The organism is Streptomyces sp. HUAS YS2, assembly GCF_033343995.1.
Lineage (GTDB): Bacteria > Actinomycetota > Actinomycetes > Streptomycetales > Streptomycetaceae > Streptomyces > Streptomyces solicathayae.
This window is the reverse complement of sequence record NZ_CP137573.1, coordinates 1276483-1292942: the sequence shown is the minus strand read 5'-3', so window position 1 is coordinate 1292942 and position 16460 is coordinate 1276483. Positions and strand designations below refer to the sequence as shown.

15 protein-coding genes are annotated in these 16460 nt (G+C 71.1%); 7 read left to right on the top strand and 8 right to left on the bottom strand.

Annotated elements, in window-relative coordinates; translation table 11 throughout:
* Positions 1-10 precede the first annotated feature (10 nt).
* Both R2D22_RS05950 and R2D22_RS05945 read right to left on the bottom strand, forming a co-directional pair.
* Positions 11-619: a TetR/AcrR family transcriptional regulator gene (locus R2D22_RS05950; protein ID WP_318101718.1), complete on the bottom strand. Its 609-nt coding sequence runs from the start codon at positions 617-619 to the stop codon at positions 11-13.
* A gap of 56 nt (positions 620-675) precedes the next feature.
* Positions 676-1854, bottom strand: a complete 1179-nt coding sequence (locus tag R2D22_RS05945) for a Glu/Leu/Phe/Val dehydrogenase dimerization domain-containing protein (RefSeq protein ID WP_318101717.1) — start codon at positions 1852-1854, stop codon at positions 676-678.
* A 312-nt stretch (positions 1855-2166) separates the two neighbouring features.
* Here R2D22_RS05945 and R2D22_RS05940 point away from each other — a divergent pair, with 312 nt between their 5' ends.
* The 6 genes from R2D22_RS05940 to R2D22_RS05915 all read left to right on the top strand — a co-directional run bounded on the left by R2D22_RS05940 (position 2167) and on the right by R2D22_RS05915 (position 8298).
* On the top strand, positions 2167-3369 hold the full coding sequence (locus R2D22_RS05940) for an MBL fold metallo-hydrolase (RefSeq protein ID WP_318101715.1): 1203 nt from the start codon (positions 2167-2169) through the stop codon (positions 3367-3369).
* A gap of 466 nt (positions 3370-3835) precedes the next feature.
* Entirely contained in the window at positions 3836-5116 is a 1281-nt protein-coding gene (locus R2D22_RS05935; RefSeq protein WP_318101714.1) for an extracellular solute-binding protein, read from the top strand.
* A 97-nt stretch (positions 5117-5213) separates the two neighbouring features.
* Positions 5214-5951 (top strand): VOC family protein, encoded by a 738-nt coding sequence (locus tag R2D22_RS05930; protein ID WP_318101713.1) that lies wholly within the window; start codon positions 5214-5216, stop codon positions 5949-5951.
* A gap of 346 nt (positions 5952-6297) precedes the next feature.
* Entirely contained in the window at positions 6298-6552 is a 255-nt protein-coding gene (locus R2D22_RS05925) for a lipopolysaccharide assembly protein LapA domain-containing protein (RefSeq protein WP_318101712.1), read from the top strand.
* Between the two features lie 270 nt (positions 6553-6822).
* Complete coding sequence (locus R2D22_RS05920) at positions 6823-7503, top strand: hypothetical protein (protein WP_318101711.1); 681 nt, start codon at positions 6823-6825, stop codon at positions 7501-7503.
* Positions 7504-7662: 159 nt separating this feature from the next.
* Positions 7663-8298: a class F sortase gene (locus tag R2D22_RS05915; RefSeq protein ID WP_318101710.1), complete on the top strand. Its 636-nt coding sequence runs from the start codon at positions 7663-7665 to the stop codon at positions 8296-8298.
* 74 nt (positions 8299-8372) lie between these two features.
* Here R2D22_RS05915 and R2D22_RS05910 read toward each other — a convergent pair whose 3' ends face one another.
* Positions 8373-9422, bottom strand: a complete 1050-nt coding sequence (locus tag R2D22_RS05910; protein WP_318101708.1) for a PP2C family protein-serine/threonine phosphatase — start codon at positions 9420-9422, stop codon at positions 8373-8375.
* A 335-nt stretch (positions 9423-9757) separates the two neighbouring features.
* On the opposite strand from R2D22_RS05910, the gene R2D22_RS05905 reads away from it, so the two are divergent.
* On the top strand, positions 9758-10921 hold the full coding sequence (locus R2D22_RS05905; protein WP_318101707.1) for an esterase-like activity of phytase family protein: 1164 nt from the start codon (positions 9758-9760) through the stop codon (positions 10919-10921).
* Positions 10922-10968: 47 nt separating this feature from the next.
* Here the strand turns inward: R2D22_RS05905 and R2D22_RS05900 are convergent, their stop codons facing one another.
* The 5 genes from R2D22_RS05900 to R2D22_RS05880 form a co-directional block, all read right to left on the bottom strand.
* Positions 10969-12105, bottom strand: a complete 1137-nt coding sequence (locus R2D22_RS05900; RefSeq protein WP_318101706.1) for a hypothetical protein — start codon at positions 12103-12105, stop codon at positions 10969-10971.
* A 304-nt stretch (positions 12106-12409) separates the two neighbouring features.
* Complete coding sequence (locus tag R2D22_RS05895) at positions 12410-13003, bottom strand: RBBP9/YdeN family alpha/beta hydrolase (RefSeq protein WP_318101705.1); 594 nt, start codon at positions 13001-13003, stop codon at positions 12410-12412.
* Positions 13000-14388 carry an MFS transporter gene (locus R2D22_RS05890; protein ID WP_318101704.1) on the bottom strand — a complete coding sequence of 463 codons (1389 nt, stop codon included), beginning with the start codon at positions 14386-14388 and terminating at the stop codon, positions 13000-13002. Before R2D22_RS05890 ends, R2D22_RS05895 begins: the two co-directional genes overlap by 4 nt.
* 36 nt (positions 14389-14424) lie before the next feature.
* Positions 14425-15345: a TauD/TfdA dioxygenase family protein gene (locus tag R2D22_RS05885; protein ID WP_318101703.1), complete on the bottom strand. Its 921-nt coding sequence runs from the start codon at positions 15343-15345 to the stop codon at positions 14425-14427.
* Positions 15346-15428: 83 nt separating this feature from the next.
* Positions 15429-16403, bottom strand: a complete 975-nt coding sequence (locus R2D22_RS05880; protein WP_318101702.1) for a quinone oxidoreductase family protein — start codon at positions 16401-16403, stop codon at positions 15429-15431.
* Positions 16404-16460: the final 57 nt, after the last annotated feature.

Genomic DNA, 16460 nt, shown 5'->3' with positions numbered 1-16460 from the left:
AAGGACAGGATCAGCCGGGATGGTCGGCGGGCAGGCCCAGTTCGCGGGCGAGCGCTGCGTCGGCCCACTCCAGCATGGCGGCGCGGGAGAGCGAGCCGCTGTAGGAGGTCATCTGCACGGCGAGTCCGTCGAGGAACGCGGTCAGCCGCCACGCCGCGGCGGCCGGGTCCGGGCACGGGAACTCGCCGGCCGCGGCGCCCTGAGCGATCACCGCGGTCAGCTCGGCTTTCCACTGCTGGTCCAGGTCGCCCGCGACCTCGCGCAGTGCCGGCTCGCGCAGGGACACCGCCCAGCCCTCGATCCACAGCCGCCAGCCCTTGGCCTGCCCGGTGGGGGCGTACCAGCGGACGGCCGCGCGCAGCCGCCGTACGGCGGAGGTGCGTCGGCCCAGGAGTTTGCGCAGGTGGGCCAGGTCGCTCTCGGCGGCGTACGCGAACGCCTCCGCGACCAGCTTCTCCTTGGTGGTGAAGTGGTACAGCACCAGAGCGTTGCTCACGCCGAGATCGGCGGCGACGTCCGCGATCCGCACGGCGGTGACGCCCCGCGCCTCGATCTGGGTGACGGCGGCCCGCAGCAGTTCCTCACGCCGCTCCGCCACGTTCAACCGCACTCTTGCCACGCCGCCACCTTACACAGCACATGACACGGTCATGATCATCCGACGACGGCGGCAGATCAGTACCAGCCGTACCGCTCGGCGATCGCCGCCATCCGGTCCTCGGCCAGTGCGTGGGCCGCCGCGCGGGGCGTGGTGCCGTCCTTGTCGGCCCGGTCCAGCATGTCCCCGACGAGCTCCCGCAGCGACTTCCGGGTGTACGCGAACGCCTCGTCCGCGTCGGCCCGTACGTCCCCGAAGATCGTCCACCACCACCAGGCGTTGGTACCGGAGTTGACCACCACGTCGGGCAGGACGGTGACGCCGCGGGCGGTGAGCAACTCCTCGGCCTCGGGGAGCACCGGCATGTTCGCCGCCTCGACGATCCAGCGGGCCGTGATCCATGCCTGGTTCCCGGCGTCCACGGCGTACGAGACCGCCGCCGGAACGAGCACGTCGACGTCCGCCGAGAGCCAGGCGTACCCGGCCTCCTCGCGGTCGCCGGGCCGCAGCGCGCCGCGGTTCACGGTGCCGTACGCGTCGCGTGCCGCGAGCAGCGCGGGCACGTCGAGCCCCGCCGGATTGACGATGGTGCCGCGCTCGTCGGCCACCGCGGTGATCCGCAGCCCGGCCCGGTCGAGGAACAGGGCGGTCGCCCCGCCCATCGTGCCGAAGCCCTGGAGTGCCACCCGGGCCCCCGCGTACGGCTCGCCGGCCCGGTCCAGCACGGCGAGCACGGACTCGGCGACGCCGCAGCCGCCGACGAGCGCGTCCAGGCCGATGCCGTCGACCTCGACGGCGAAGGCGTCGGCGAGCCGCTGCCGGGCCTCGGCCTCGTCGTCGAGCAGCGGGAAGACCGCCTGGACGGACGAGACGAGCCCGGCCTCGGCCGCGGCGCGGTCGACGAGGTCCTGGGTGAGCCCGAGGTCCTCGCCGGTGGTCCAGAAGCGCTCGACGAACGGACGCATGGCCAGGAGGTAGCGGACCAGCACCCCGTACGCGTCGGGGTCGCGCGGGTCGCAGTCGATGCCGCCCTTGGCGCCGCCCAGCGGGACGTACCGCGCCTCGGGGTCGTAGTGCAGGGCTTCCTTCATCGTCATGCCGCGGGCGAGCCCGGCGACCTCGGCGCGCGTGCAGCCGGGCCGCATGCGCAGGCCGCCGCTGGCCACACCGCGTACCAGCCGGTCCACCACCAGGTGCCCGCGGCGACCGGTGACGTGATCGGTCCAGTCGACGGACAGGAGGGGGGCGCTGCTCATGAAAAGTGCTCCTCGGGGCTTACTGAATGCTGGTTCAGTATTCGAGACGGCGCGGGGGTCTGTCAAACGGCGGAGGGGGTCGCGGCGGCCGTTGAGAAGGGGAGAACCAGCAGGTCAGAAGGGTATGAGGGATATTTCGGCGCCGTGTGGGGCGGCGTGGGCATCGGCGGCGGAACCGCCGGTGGAACCGGGCCGCGGAATTCTTCCGACCCCTGCGGCCTTGCCCTGGTAGCGGTCCACTCGGTTCACGCCGCCCGGGCCGCGTTCTCGTACCACCCGTTCATAATGGAATCCCGAGACCCAGGAGGTGCCGTGGCCGGCGCTGACTCCGCTCCTTCCCTGCGTGCCCGCCTGCGCTCGCTGCGGCCCGAGGCGTTCGGCGCCGACCCCGCGGGAGAGCGGATGGAACGGATCCGCCGCTCGCCGAACTTCGCGGACGGCGTGTTCCAGAACCCCGTGTCCGCGCAGCACCGCCCCTCCGGCTCCACGGCCGTCGAGATGGCCAAGATCTACTTCGAGAAGGAGGCGCGGGTCCGCCGCGCCCCCACGGGCACGATCCCGGTGCACCCCACCACCCTGGCGGACCTGGCCAAGCCCCCGGTGTCCGGGCTGCGGCTCACCTGGATGGGCCATTCGAGCGTGCTCGCCGAGATCGACGGCCACCGGATCCTCTTCGACCCCGTGTGGGGCGACCGCTGCTCCCCGTTCGACTTCGTCGGCCCCAAGCGCCTGCACCCGGTCCCGCTGCCGCTCGCGGCGATGGGCCCGGTCGACGCGGTGGTGATCTCCCACGACCACTACGACCATCTCGACCTCCCGACGATCAAGGCGCTGGCGTCGAGCGACACGTACTTCGTCGTCCCGCTGGGCGTCGGCGCCCACCTGGAGCGCTGGGGCGTGTCGGCCGGCCGACTGCGCGAGCTCGACTGGAACGAGTCGACGGAGATCGGCGACCTGACCCTCACCGCGACCCCGGCCCGCCACTTCTGCGGCCGCGGCCTGCGCAACCAGCAGCACACCCTCTGGGCCTCCTGGGTGGTCGCCGGTCCCGAGCACCGGATCTACCACAGCGGCGACACGGGCTACTTCCCCGGCTTCCAGGAGATCGGCGCGGCGCACGGCCCCTTCGACGCGACCATGATCCAGATCGGCGCGTACTCCGAGTTCTGGCCGGACATCCACATGACCCCGGCCGAGGGCGTCCGCGCCCACCTCGACCTCCAGGGCGGCGCCCCGGCGGGCGTCCTGCTGCCCATCCACTGGGGCACCTTCAACCTGGCTCCGCACCCGTGGGCGGAGCCGGGGGAGTGGACGAAGTACGAGGCCGGGGAGGCGGCCCAGGCGGTGGCCCTGCCGCGCCCCGGCCAGCCCTTCGAGCCCGCGGGCAAGCTGCCCACCGACCCCTGGTGGCGCGGGGTGTCCCATCCGATCGCGCATCCGTGGCGCAGCGCTCGGCCCGCGGAGGTCGTCGTCGCGACGCGCAGTGACGATCTCGACCTCGCGGGCGAGCGGTGACGTCGATCGGGACGGGACGCGACCGGGTGCTGCGGGCGTTGGACCAGGTGCCGGGCTGGGAGCCCGGCCGGGTGGAGTTCTGCTCCTGAATCCCCGGGCGACGTACAACCTGGCCCTGCGCGCGTGGGCGGAGCCGGGGGATGGGGCGAGGCCACCTGATCGGCCGGGCGGGGCCTGGTCGCGCCGCCCGGTCACCCGGGCGCAGGGCGCGACGCCGGGGGTGCGTCGGCGGTGCGGCACTCACCGCGGGCGCCGCGTTCTTTCGTCAATGCTCCGGACGGGAGTCGCTTTCGACGCCATGGAGGGTTCTACGCGCGTCGGAATCAGCGTCGGCATATCGGAAAACACCAGCGGGAACCGGCCTACTTGGAGCAAGGGCACAACCGTCGGGTAGGGGGCGCAATTTGCCCGCGGGCCAGGAGAGAATCCCGGACGCACCATCCAAGGAAAGCAAAAGGAAACAACCGTGCGACCAAGACTCTTCGGCGCGACCGCCTCCGTGGCCGCACTCGGACTACTGGGCTCCCTCGTCACCGCCTGCGGCTTGTCCGGGAGCGACGGAGGGACGACGCTGCGCCTGGTGGCCGCCGAGTACGGCGACAGCACGGCGACGAGCTCCAAGGCGTACTGGGACAAGCTGACCGCCGCCTTCTCCGCCGCCCACCCCGGCAAGAAGGTTGAGGTGACGCTCTACCCGTGGGCCGACGTCGACCGCGAGGTCACCCGCATGGTCAAGGAGAACAACGCCCCGGACGTGGCCCTGATGGGTGCGTACTCCGACTTCGCCGCGCAGGGCCGCCTCTACGCCGCCAGTGAGCTGCTGCCGGTCAGGGCGGAGGCGAACTTCCTGCCGCCGCTCGCAGAGGCGGGGTCGGTCGGCAACGCCCTCTACGGCCTGCCCTTCGTGGCCAGCAGCCGGCTGCTCGTCTACAACGAGGAGCTCTTCGACAAGGCCGGAGCGAAGCCGCCGAGGACCTGGTCGGACCTGAAGAGCGCGGCCAAGGCGCTGAAGAAGGAGGGCGTGCTCTATCCGTACGCCCTGCCGCTCGGTCCCGAGGAGGCGCACGCCGAAGCCCTGATCTGGGAACTGAGCAACGGCGGGGGGTACACGGACGGCACCGGCGGCTACAACATCGCTTCCCAGGAGAACGCGCAGACGTTCCGCTGGATCAAGGACAACCTGGTCGGGCCCGCCCTGACCGGCCCGGTCCCGCCGGCCGAACTCAACCGCGAGGACGCCTTCGCCGCCTTCCTGCGCGGCGAGGTCGGCATGGTCAACGGCTACCCCTCACTTCTCCACGAGGCGAGGGCGAAGGGCATGAAGGTCGGCACCCAGAGCATGCCGGTGTCGGACACGCTGAGCGACGGGGAGACCCCGCCGGCGGTGGGAGTGGCCGACTGGATGATGGCGTTCAAGCACGACGACAACCGCGAACTGGTCTCCTCGTTCCTGGACTTCGTCTACCAGGACAAGAACCTCATCGAGTTCGCCGCGCGCTACCACCTGTTGCCCTCGACGGTGTCCGCCTCCCGGGCCTCCAAGGACGCGGGGGCGGACCACGGCGCCGAGCAGTTCCTGACCGCACTGCGCACTGCCCAGCTCTACCCGGTCAACGAACCGTCCTGGCTGCAGGTCAGCAACACCATCAAGCGGAACATCGGCAAGGCCGTCGCCCCGTCCGCCGACCCGCAGGTCGTGCTGGAAGACATCGCCCAGCAGGCCTTGGACGAAGCGACGCAGGGGTAGGTGAGCCGGCGCGGGTGCCCCCGGGACTTCGCCGGGGCCGCCCACGGCAAGATCATCGCGGCGGCCTGGGCCGGCGGCAGCTTCTAGGATCTGCGGCATGGCAACACGACTCGTGCAGATCAACATGAAGGCCCAGGACGACTCCGCGCTCGGCCGGTTCTGGGCGGAGGCACTCGGGTGGGGTGTCGACAGCGAGGGACCCGGCGTGACCAACCTCGAACCCGTGGGCTTCGCCTACCCCGACGCGGTGGCCGTCTGCATCGACATCGTCGCCCGCCCGGAGCCCAAGACGGTGAAGAACCGGGTGCACCTCGATCTGGCCACCGTCTCGACCGCCCATCAGGCGGAGTTGGTCGCGCGCCTGAAGGATCTCGGCGCGACGCCTGCCGACGTGGGTCAGGGTGACGTCCCCTGGACGGTCCTGGCCGACCCGGAGGGCAACGAGTTCTGCGTCCTGGAGCCCCGCGCGATCTACCAGGACACCGGGCCGATCGCCGCGGTGGTGGTCGACTGCGCCGACCCACGGGAGATGGCCCGGTTCTGGGGCGAGGCGATGGACTGGACGCTGCACGAGGTCGCCGACGACCACGCGACCATGCGCTCCGCCGAAGGCGTCGGCCCCTACCTGGAGTTCGTCCGCACCCCCGACACCAAGACCGTGTGGAACCGCGTCCACCTCGACGTCCGCCCCTACCCCGGTGACGACCTGAAAGCAGAGGAAGCCCGACTGCGCGCCCTGGGGGCCACCGACCCCGGTATCGACCAGTCCGCGATCTCCTGGACGGTCCTGGCCGACCCGGAGGGCAACGAGTTCTGCCTCCTCAGCCCTCGCTGACCTGGCGCGGCGGCTCCGGCCGGTTCCGGTTCGGCGGCGAAGTCCGCGTTTCGTGCAGGCCGGCCTCTGCGGCGCCGGGGCGGAGGTGCGGGCGGGGCCGCCGGTGCGTGGGCGTCGGTAGGCGAAGGCGTCCTCCCCGGCGGCGCCGACGCCATCGCGGACTTCGTCGCCAGGAACACCGCCTGACGAGGGGCTTCCGCGCCCATCCGCTCGCGCACCCGCGGCGCAGCCCTCGGCCCGCCGAGGTCGTCGCCGAGAGTGGGACGGCTGGTCGTACTGTGCGGTAACCCTGGGCTGCCCCGGCCCTGGGTCGACTGCCGGAAGTTGATCGACTCATACTGGACGTATGGCACGAAACGCAGCGAAAGTGCATGAGCACTCCACCCTGACGGTCCAAGGGCGCGCCGTCCGGTTGCGTACCATCGGCTTCGTCGTGCTCGCGGCTCTCGCCATCTGGTTCATCGCCGCCAACACCGGCTCGATCACGATCCGAATGTGGGTCGCCGACGTCACGCTCCCGCTGTGGACCGTCCTCGCGGGCACCCTCCTCGTCGGGATCGTCCTGGGCCTGCTCATCGCCTATCGGCGGGCACGACGCTGACCGACGCCGACGAGCGCGGGACTTCGGCGCTGTCGGCCGACGCCTCATGGTGCGGCCACGGAGGCCGCGTGCGGATGAGCGCACAACCCGTCACCCGCACCGGCGGCGACCCCCGGCCACGGCCATCACTCACCCATGCGGGCGCGACCGTGCTCGGATGCACTACCTCAAGTGGTAGCGAGGCCCTTGGTAACTGACGGTGGAGCATGTCGCTGCGCAGGGTAAGCGGACAGTGAGTCAGCTGGCGCAGACGACGGAAGGAAGTCAACGATGCGCTCTGCCCGCATTCTCTTCGCCGCCGTGGCTGCCGCCGGCTCCCTGGCCATTTCCGCACCCGGTGCGTACGCGAACTCAGCAGGGGACTGGGACAAGGACAGCTCGTCCCGCAGCCACGAGAAGAAGGACCACCACAAGCCGAAGGGTGGCGTGCACACCGGTTCTGGTGCGCTGTCTCTCGTGAGTGGTGACGAGTGGTCGAAGGGTGACCACGAGAAGAAGGACCATCACAAGCCGAAGGGTGGCGTGCACACGGGCTCCGGTGCGCTGTCTCTCGTGAGTGGTGACGAGTGGTCGAAGGGTGACCACGAGAAGAAGGACCATCACAAGCCGAAGGGTGGCGTGCACACCGGTTCTGGTGCGCTGTCTCTCGTGAGTGGTGACGAGTGGTCGAAGGGTGACCACGAGAAGAAGGACCACGACAAGCCGAAGGGCGGCGTGCACACCGGCTCCGGGGCGCTCTCGCTCGTCAACGACAACGACTGGTCCAAGGAGAAGGACAAGGACAAGGGCAAGGACGGCGGCTGGGAGAAGGACAAGCCGAAGGGCGGCATGCACACCGGCGGTGGTGGCCTCGCGGACACCAGCGTGAACGTGACCGGTGGAGTACTGGTCGTCGGAGGACTCGCCGCGTTCGTCCTCCACCGCCGCAGGAAGGCCGCCGGCGTCGTCTAGTGCGAACCGCCTGCTCGTGGCCGTCACCTCCTGGTGACGGCCACGGTCTCTGTCTCTCTCCCCCCGCTGTCCTGCCCGCATTCGAAAGGCCCTGGTGTGACGACCCGACCCGACCCCCCTGCCGGCGCGACAGCGGTGCGGCGCTTTCCGCGGTGGGTCGTGCCCGCCGTGTTCTGGACGGTCGTCCTGGCCGCCCTGCTGTTCTTCTTCGGGCCGGGTCTGGCCGCGGACGATGAAGCCCCTCCGGCGAGGCCGCCTGCCGCTCCGGCACGCGTGGACAGTGCCGCGGGAGCGACCCGGGAGAAGGTCGCCCCCGCATCGGCCGGTCCGGCCATGCCGCGATCGGCTCCGACACGTCTGAGGATTCCCGAGATCGGTGTGGACGCGCCGTTCACGGCCCTGAAGATCGGTGCTTCGGGTGCACTGGAGCCGCCCCCGGCCGACGACACGAATCTGGTCGGCTGGCACGCCGCGGGAACCTCCCCCGGGGAGCGGGGAACCGCCGTTGTCGCGGGCCACCTCGACACCGTCACGTCGCCGGCCGTTTTCGCCAGGCTCGGGGAACTCGGCTCCGGTGACCGTTTCGAGGTGCAGCGCACGGACGGCACCACCGCTCGCTTCGTCGTCGACTCCGTGGAGACCTTCCGGAAGGACGACTTCCCCGACGAGCGCGTCTACGAGGACACCCCCGCTGCGCTGGTACGCCTCATCACCTGCGCGGGGCCGTACGACCGCGAGGCGAAGGACTACACCGAGAATCTCGTCGTCTTCGCCCACCTCGAGAACCGCCGGTGACATGGCGCGGTGCGTGTGAGGGTTTCAGCTGGTCGGCGTGCGCGGCCCGGCCGGGACGTCGGTCCTGAGACGGCTCAGTGATGCGGTGAGCGGCGCACGGTCAGTACTGCCACGTCGTCGTGTCGGTCGCCGCCGCCGGCGAATGCGCGGGCGTCGTCGTAGAGCGTGCGCGGCAGGGCGGTGGGGGAGAGGGACACGTGCTGGGTGAGGGTTTCGGAGAGGGGGTAGAACGCGCCGTCCGGGGCGCGGGTCTCGGTGAGGCCGTCCGTGGTGAGGAGCAGGGTCGCGCCGGGTGGGAAGACGAACCAGTCGACCGTCGCGGGTTCGCCGGCGAGGTCCGCGAGACCGAGGGGGACACCGGACGTCAGGGCCGGTGTCGTGACGCCGGTGTCGGTCAGCAGGTGTGGCGGGACGTGGCCGCAGTTGATGGCCTGGGCCTCCGCACCCGCGTCGATGTTGACGATGAGCGCGGTGACGAACCGTTCGTCGTCGCCGGTCTGCGCGGCATAGGAGTTGTGCCGTACGACGGCGGCGTCCAGGGCATCGACGAGCGCGGTCAGGGTGGGTTCCCGGTGGGCCGTCGCACGGAAGGCGCCGATGACGGCGAACGCCGCGCCGACGGCCGGGAGGCCCTTTCCCTGGACGTCGCCGATCAGCACCCGGGTCCCCCACGGTGAGTCGACGACGTCGTAGATGTCTCCTCCGACCAGACGGTCCTCCTGCACGGGCTCGTACACGCCGTTCACCAGGACGTCGTCGGTGAGCATGGGCAGTTGGCGCAGGATGTGGCGCTGCATCGCGGCGGCCGTGGAGCGCAGCCGGATCATCTCCTGCTCGCGACCGATGCGTCGCCGGCACGCATAGACGGAGGCCGCACCCAGGACGAGGGTGAGCAGGACCATGAGGATCCTGTCGAGCCACGGCCGTCCGTCACCGTCCCGGATCAGCACGGTGACGATGACGACGAGCACGGTCCACGCGAACACGAACTTCGTCTGGCGTACGGTGCACAGCGCCGACGCGGCCCCCGGCAGGAACACGAGGAGGCCGAGAAGCCACACCGGGGACTGAGACAGGGCACCCAGAATCATCACCAGCAGGGTCACGGCGGCGACGGCGGTCACGACTGCGGCCCCGCTCGGAGGCGCGATGGCCTCCCCGGGACGCGTCGGCTTATTCGGCTGCTGACGGAGCACGGGACCTCCGGGACGAATGGCGCATTTCCGTCAACCGTAGGCGGCACCGATCACGGCCCGGCCGCGCCTCGCCGGGCGACCGCGCCCCCGCCGCCGTACGTCCCCGACGAGACCTACTCGCCTTGCACGGGTGCCGGGGGAGTGTGGCCGGGGTGATCATCATCCCGGTGTTGGTCCGCTTGGCGGGGGAGTGGCCAGGCGTAGGGGGTAATACCCGCACGGGTGACTGCGGAGCGTACGCGGGCGGGGCCATGATCATCGGCATGAGTGCCTCCCTGATCCGCCGTGCCTGTGCCGCGGCCCTGCTCCTCACGTCCACGCTCGCCCCCGCGGTGGCCGCCGCGCCCCAACCCGGCGCTCCCGCGCCGGAGTCGAAGCGTGCGGCGCAGGCGCGCCTGCTCGGCGAGAAGATCGTGCCGTACAAGCTCGACTTCCTGGGGACCACCGTCGGCGGCCTCTCCGGCATCGACCGCGATCGGTGCACCGGCGAGTACGTCCTCATCAGCGACGATCGTTCCTTCCTCCAGCCCGCGCGCGTCTACACCGCGCGCCTCGACGTCGACACCGACGGCGTGCACAGCGTCGACTTCACCGGGACCCGCCCCCTCCTCCAGCCGGACGGCTCGGTCTATCCGTCGCCCGCCCTCGGGGACGGCAAGGCCATCGACCCGGAGGAGATCCGCGTCGACCCGCTCAAGTGCCGCTACTGGTGGGGCCAGGAGGGGGACCGGCCCCCCGTCGCCGGCCCGCCGGTCATCCAGCCGTCCGTCGAGATCTCCGATCCCGACGGCAGCCACCGCGGCCGCCTGCGGCTGCCGGAGAACTACACGATCACCGCCGACCGCGGGCCGCGCCGCAACCAGGCCGTCGAGGCGCTCACCTTCGGCGCCCGTGGCACCGTGGTGACCAGCGCGATCGAAGGCCCCCTCGTCCAGGACGGCCCGGTGCCGGACCTCACGCACGGCGCGCTCGTCCGCGTCACGCAGCAGACCCGCGCCGGCCGGGTGCTCGGACAGTTCGCCTACCCGATCGAGAAGATCTTCGCCGAGTCCGACCCGACCAGCCCGTGGGGCCCCGACACCGGCGTACCGTCGATCCTCGCCTTCCCCGACGACCCCGCCCGCTACCTCGTCCTCGAACGTACCTGGGTCGCCGGCTCCGGCTACAAGATCCGCCTCTACGACGCCACCACCCGCGGAGCCACCGACGTGCAGGCCATGGACTCCCTCGTCGACCGGCCCGTCGTCCCCATGCGGAAGCGGCTCGTCGCCGACTTCCACACCCTCGGTCTGTCCACCGTCGACAACACCGAGGGCATGACCTGGGGCCCCGTCCTGCCCTCCGGCGAGCGGTCCCTGATCCTCGTCAGCGACGACAACTTCGACAAGGACGCGGTCACCCAGTTCGTCGCCCTCGCTCTCCGCTGAGCCGCTGAGTCGCTGAGTCGCAGAGCCGTGTGCGCGCAGGACGAGGTCTACTCGTCCTGCGCGTCCTCCGTGGGCTCCGGGGGTTCGGCCTCCTCGGGTGGGAGGACCTGGCGGATCTCGCCGGACGACGTCGTGACGTAGCGGATCTCGGTGTCGCCCTCGACCCGAGGTGGGGAGACTCGGGCGCGGAGGCGTTCCTGTCGGGCCGCCACCGACTTGTCGGTGTCGTACCAGCGGCCCTTGAGTTCGAGCCGGCCGAGCTTCTCGGTCAGTTCGGTTGCGGCTGCCGCAGTGGTCTCCAGCTGATGAACCTGCGTCTCCCAGAACCTCCGCAGTGCGGAGTAAGGATTGGTGGGATCCACGAGCGCCACCGCCGCTGCTTCGGCGAGCGTCGCCTTGCGGCGTATCGCGATCGCCGCTTGGGCCAGGTGGAGTTCCCGGACGAAGTGGTCGTCCTCCTTCGTCTCCCCGCCCAGGGCCTCTTCCAGACGGCGGTAGTCGACCTTGCCGTCGTCCTCCACCAGCTCGTCGACGACGCCGCGGTGCTTCTCCAGGAACTGCTGGGAGCGATAGAACTCGTCGTCCGCGCTCTTCAGGGCGAGTTCGAGATTCGGGTGGTGGCCGTCGAGCATCAGGCTGATCGCGCGGGACAACTGGGCGTCTGCCGAACGCTGATCCTTGATGCGCTCGACGTAGTGACGCTCCTCCTGGCGGCCCAGGAGGGCTTCGACTCGGCGTTGGTGCGCCCGCTGTTCACGCTGGGCCATCATGTCGATCGCCAGGACCGTTCCGGCGACGGCCAGTACCGGCCACCCCGCCGCGATGGCCCCGCCGGCGGCGACCGGCTTCAGAACGGCGTGCGCGGTGGTGCCGCCGGTGCGCGAGAACCCTCTGAACCCGGTGGTTCCGGCGGCCTTGACGAGCTCCGCACCCTTGGGCAGTACCACCCGGAACAAGGTCGGGCTCTTCGGGTCGAGGGCCTTGATGACACCTTCCAACGCCTGCTGGGCCGCCGCGTTCACGGGTATGGTCCGGAGCTTCGCGAGCTCGGGTTCGCTGACCGGGTGGTACTCGACGGCGACCGGCGCCGCCGCGGCTTCGAGCGCGTCCCAGATCGCGGTGGGCGTCGAGCCGGCGCAGCGGAGAACGTCCTCGGGGACCAGAAGCCCTGCCGGAGGGAACACGGGTCGAACTTCGGTCACAGCCTCGGTAGTTGATGCTGCGTGTCCGCCGCCCGAGGCAGTCGGGGTGTGTCGTGAGGACCGGCGGAGCAGCCACGCCGTGACAAGGGCTGCGACAGCGACGGCCGCGACGGCAACGAGTGCAACTGGCAGGGACATCAGGCCACGTCACGTCCTTCGGCAGGCTGCGGGGCGGTTGGGACCGGGCCCGAGCATAGTCAGGGTCGCCGCCACAGATCGGCGAACATCCGGCGGAGAACGTTCAAAGCGTTCTCCTCGGCCGAGTGCAGCACATCGGGGACGGTGTTCAACGTGGCCCTTCGCCGAGCCGGTCCACGTCGCGGAGCAGTTCCTCCGCGCGCGGCCAAGGGCCGTGTCCGGACGCGGGGTTGAGGTGGCCGACCGCGCCGAGTTCCACGAGGCGGCCGCCCCAGTCCCGGGCCAGCCCGGCGACGCGGTCGAGGGTGCTCAGGGGATCGTTCGAGCCGGCCGCGACGATGCTGGGGAAGGGCAACGGTGAACGGGGCACCGGGGTCCAGCCGTTCTCGTCGAGCACCTCTGGCGTGGGGTAGCCCGTCGGCAGTGGCCGTTCGAAGTCGGGTGGCGCCACGAGCAGCGCCCCTCGTACGCGGGCCTCGTGCCGCTGGGCCCAGTGGACGGTGGTGATCACGCCGGCGCTGTGCGCGACGAGTACGACAGGTCCCGCGACCTGCCCCACCTCCTTGTCCAGCGCGGCGACGCGGGCCGCGCGGCTCAGGGGGTCCCGCGTCAGAGGGAGGACGGTGCGGACGCCGCGCCCGGACTCGGCGAGCCGGTCCGCCAGCAGGGTCTGCCAATGGTCCTCGACGTGGTCGCGCAGGCCGGGGACGATCACGACCACCGACGCGGTGGCAGGGCTCATGAGGACGACTCCGTCTTCTTCCGGTCCGCCGCCTCGGCGCTCCCGGCGAGACGGCGGAGATCACGTTCGTAGGAGTGGCGGCCGATCAGGAACGCCCCGGTGGCCGCGATCGCCACGAGCGGGACGAGTCGCAGCGCGCCGAGCAGACCGAGGTGGTCCGCGAGCATGCCCGTGATCGCCGGGCCGGGGGCCAGGCCCAGCAGGCTGTTGGCAAGAGTGAGCGTGGCGAACGCCGTCGCGGCGATGACCGCGGGGGTCAGGTTCGCCACTATCGCGGCCGCCGGCCCGGCCGGTCCGGCGCAGAGCAGGGCTCCCAGGGCGAGGACCAGCAGCTGGGCCGGGCCGGCCGGCAGGCGGAACGCGAGCGTCAGCAGGACGAGGGAGCCCACGCTGCAGCCGATGGCGACGGTCCACTTGCGGATCGGGGCGCGCGGGCTGATCCGGTCCGAGACGATTCCGCCGGCGATCATGCCGGTTCCGATCACGAGGGCGAAGAGCCCCGCGGTCGCCCCGGCCTGCGCGGTCGGCAGGTCGTAGTAGCGGTTGAAGTAGCTGGGCAGCCAGGCGATCAGCGCGCCCGCGACGAACAGTTGCAGCCCGCTGCCGGCGTACGCGCCGACCACCGAGACGGAGGAGAACAGACGGGGGAGGAGCACGCGGAGGCGGGTCTCCGCGGGAGTGCCGGGCTCGGTGCCGGCCCCGTCCTCGGCACGGGTTCCGGCCCCCGTCGCATTTCCTGCCGGGGCCAGCCGTTTCTCCTGGACGACGACGGTGTACACGGCCGCCAGCACCAGGCCCAGCACGCCCATCGCCCCGAACGCCCAGCGCCAGCCGAACGCCTCGGCCAGCGCGCCGCCGACGGAGATGCCCAGGACCGAGCCGAAGGCCCCGCCGGCGATGAAGGCCCCGGACAGCGTCGCCCGCAGGGCGGGCGGGAAGACGCTGAGGACCACGGCGATGCCGACACTTCCGTACGCCGCCTCACCGACGCCGACGAGGAACCGGCCCACGAACATCTGGCCGTAGCTCGCCGCCACCGCGCAGCCCAGGGTCGCCAGGCTCCACATCGTCGCCGCGAGGACCAGGGACCTCACCCTGCCCCACCGGTCGGCCAACAGCGAGAGCGGGAAGGTGAGCAGACCGACCATGAGCGCCACGATGCCGCTGAGGGAGCCCAGTTGGGCGTCCGAGAGCAGCCATTCGGCTTTCAGCATCGGGAAGACGGCGTTCAGGACCTGCCGGGACATGTAGTCCGAGAGCAGCAGGCCGAAACTCAGTGCAAAGACCACCCAGGCGTACGCGCGCGACACGGGCCAGGTGGAGGCACCGGCGCCGGTTCTGGCCTGGGCGGGTTCCGCGGGTTCCGCAGTGGTGAGAAACCCCATTGTCATCACCTCGACCGCAGTGGACGGAAAGGAAGGTCAGAACGGCCTGTCGCCGACGATCCCGGCGCGCTCCATCCGGCGGACGGCGGGCCAGTAGTCCTGTACGGCGTAGTGCTGGGTGGAGCGGTTGTCCCAGATGGCGACGCTGTTCGGCGTCCACCGCCAGCGCACCTGGTACTCCGGGATCGCGGCCTGGCCGATCAGGTAGTTCAGCAGGAGTCCGGCGCCGGGGGCGTAGTCCTGTCCGAAGCGGACGTTCTCCGGCGTGTGGTAGTTGACGAAGTGCGTGGTGAAGGCGTTGACGAAGAGGCTCTGTTCGCCGGTCTCGGGGTGGGTGCGGACGACCGGGTGCTCCGCGTCGGGGAACCGCGTCTTCAGCTCGTACCGCTTCTTCTGCGGCAGGACGGCGCCGAACGTCGCCTCGATGCTGTGCCGCGCCCGCAGCCCCTGGATCTGGGTCTTGATGTGCTCGGGCAGCCGGCGGTACGCCTCGGTCATGTTGACCCAGATCGTGTCCCCGCCCACCGGCGGCGTCTCGATGCAGCGCAGGACGGCTCCCATGGACGGGTTCGCCCGCCAGGTGCCGTCGGTGTGGAGGGCGTTCTCGTAGTGCTCGGGCGGGCTGTCCAGATCCTTGTAGATCCGTACGAGGCCGGGGTGGTCGGGGTCGCTGCCGACGACCGGGTGGTCCTCCAGCCGGCCGAAGCGTCCGGCGAAGGCGAGGTGTTCGGCGCGGGTGATGTCCTGGTCGCGCAGGAAGAGCACCTTGTACGTGAGGAGCAGGGCCTTGATCTCGGCGAACAGGTCGTCGTCGCGCGACGCGTCGCCGAGGTTCACACCGGTGAGTTCGGCGCCGATGGTGCAGGTCAGCGGGTGGACCTCGATCGAGCCGCCGGAGCGGGTACGGATGGAGCCCGGTGCGGGCCGGGCCTCCGGCGGAGCGAGAGTCTTCTCCATGGTGCTTCCTCCTCGTCGAGAGGGTGGTGGGGGCGCGGGGCGGAGACGGAGACGGGGACGGGGACGGGGACGGGGACCGGGGCTCAGAGGACGAAGACCGACGAGCCCGTGGTCCCGCCCGCCTCGAGTGCGCGGTGGGCGTGGGCGGCGTCCTCGAGCGCGTAGCGCTGGTTGATCTCGATGGCGATACGGCCGGACGCGACGTGGTCGAACAGTTCGCCTGCCAGCTCGGCCCGCTCGGCGGGGTCCGCGATGTAGTCGGCGAGCGCCGGCCGGGTGACGAACAGGGAGCCCTTGACGGCCAGTTGCATGGCGTCGATCGGCGGGACCGGCCCGGAGGCCGTACCGAAGCAGACCAGCAGGCCGCGGCGGCGCAGCGACGCGAGCGAGGCGGCGTACGTGGTCCTGCCGACGCTGTCGAAGGCGACCGGGACCCCTGCGCCGTCGGTGAGTTCGCGTACCCGCTCCGCCACGTCCTCGCGCCGGTAGTGGACGACGTGGTCACAACCGTGGGCGCGGGCGAGCTCGGCCTTCTCCTCGGTGGAGACCGTGCCGATGACGGTCAGCCCGAGCAGCTTGGCCCACTGGCAGACGATGAGGCCGACGCCACCCGCCGCCGCGGTCAGCAGGATCGTGTCGCCGGCCTTGAGCGGGTGGATCCTGCGCAGCAGGTACGCGGAGGTGAGGCCGCGCATGGTCATCGCGGCGGCGGTCTCGAAGCCGATGCCGTCCGGCAGCCGGATCAGCGAGCCGGCGGGCATGACCCGCTCCGTACTGTAGGCCCCGAGCGGGCTTCCGGTGTACGTGACCCGGTCGCCCTCGGCGAGGTGGGTGACGCCCTCACCCACATCCTCGACCACCCCGGCGGCCTCGACGCCCAGTCCGGCGGGCAGCGGCGCGGGATAGAGGCCGGTGCGGAAGTAGGTGTCGGCGAAGTTGAGTCCGACGGCTGCGTGCCGGATCCGTACCTCGCCCGGGCCGGGCCGGCCGACGACGACCTCTTCCCAGCGCAGGACGTCGGGACCGCCGGTCTCCTTGAAACGAATGGCGTGAGCCATGAACGTGCTCCGTTTTCGGATGAGTTGGATGTCCGGGGGAAGACAGGGCCGTCGGTG

What these genes read in the sequence shown, in the direction of transcription:
- R2D22_RS05890 (WP_318101704.1), bottom strand. Translation starts at nt 14,388, where the DNA reads ATGGGGTTTCTCACCACTGCGGAACCCGCGGAACCCGCCCAGGCCAGA.
- R2D22_RS05925 (WP_318101712.1), top strand. Translation starts at nt 6,298, where the DNA reads ATGGCACGAAACGCAGCGAAAGTGCATGAGCACTCCACCCTGACGGTC.
- R2D22_RS05930 (WP_318101713.1), top strand. Translation starts at nt 5,214, where the DNA reads ATGGCAACACGACTCGTGCAGATCAACATGAAGGCCCAGGACGACTCC.
- R2D22_RS05895 (WP_318101705.1), bottom strand. Translation starts at nt 13,003, where the DNA reads ATGAGCCCTGCCACCGCGTCGGTGGTCGTGATCGTCCCCGGCCTGCGC.
- R2D22_RS05905 (WP_318101707.1), top strand. Translation starts at nt 9,758, where the DNA reads ATGAGTGCCTCCCTGATCCGCCGTGCCTGTGCCGCGGCCCTGCTCCTC.
- R2D22_RS05880 (WP_318101702.1), bottom strand. Translation starts at nt 16,403, where the DNA reads ATGGCTCACGCCATTCGTTTCAAGGAGACCGGCGGTCCCGACGTCCTG.
- R2D22_RS05885 (WP_318101703.1), bottom strand. Translation starts at nt 15,345, where the DNA reads ATGGAGAAGACTCTCGCTCCGCCGGAGGCCCGGCCCGCACCGGGCTCC.
- R2D22_RS05920 (WP_318101711.1), top strand. Translation starts at nt 6,823, where the DNA reads ATGCGCTCTGCCCGCATTCTCTTCGCCGCCGTGGCTGCCGCCGGCTCC.
- R2D22_RS05945 (WP_318101717.1), bottom strand. Translation starts at nt 1,854, where the DNA reads ATGAGCAGCGCCCCCCTCCTGTCCGTCGACTGGACCGATCACGTCACC.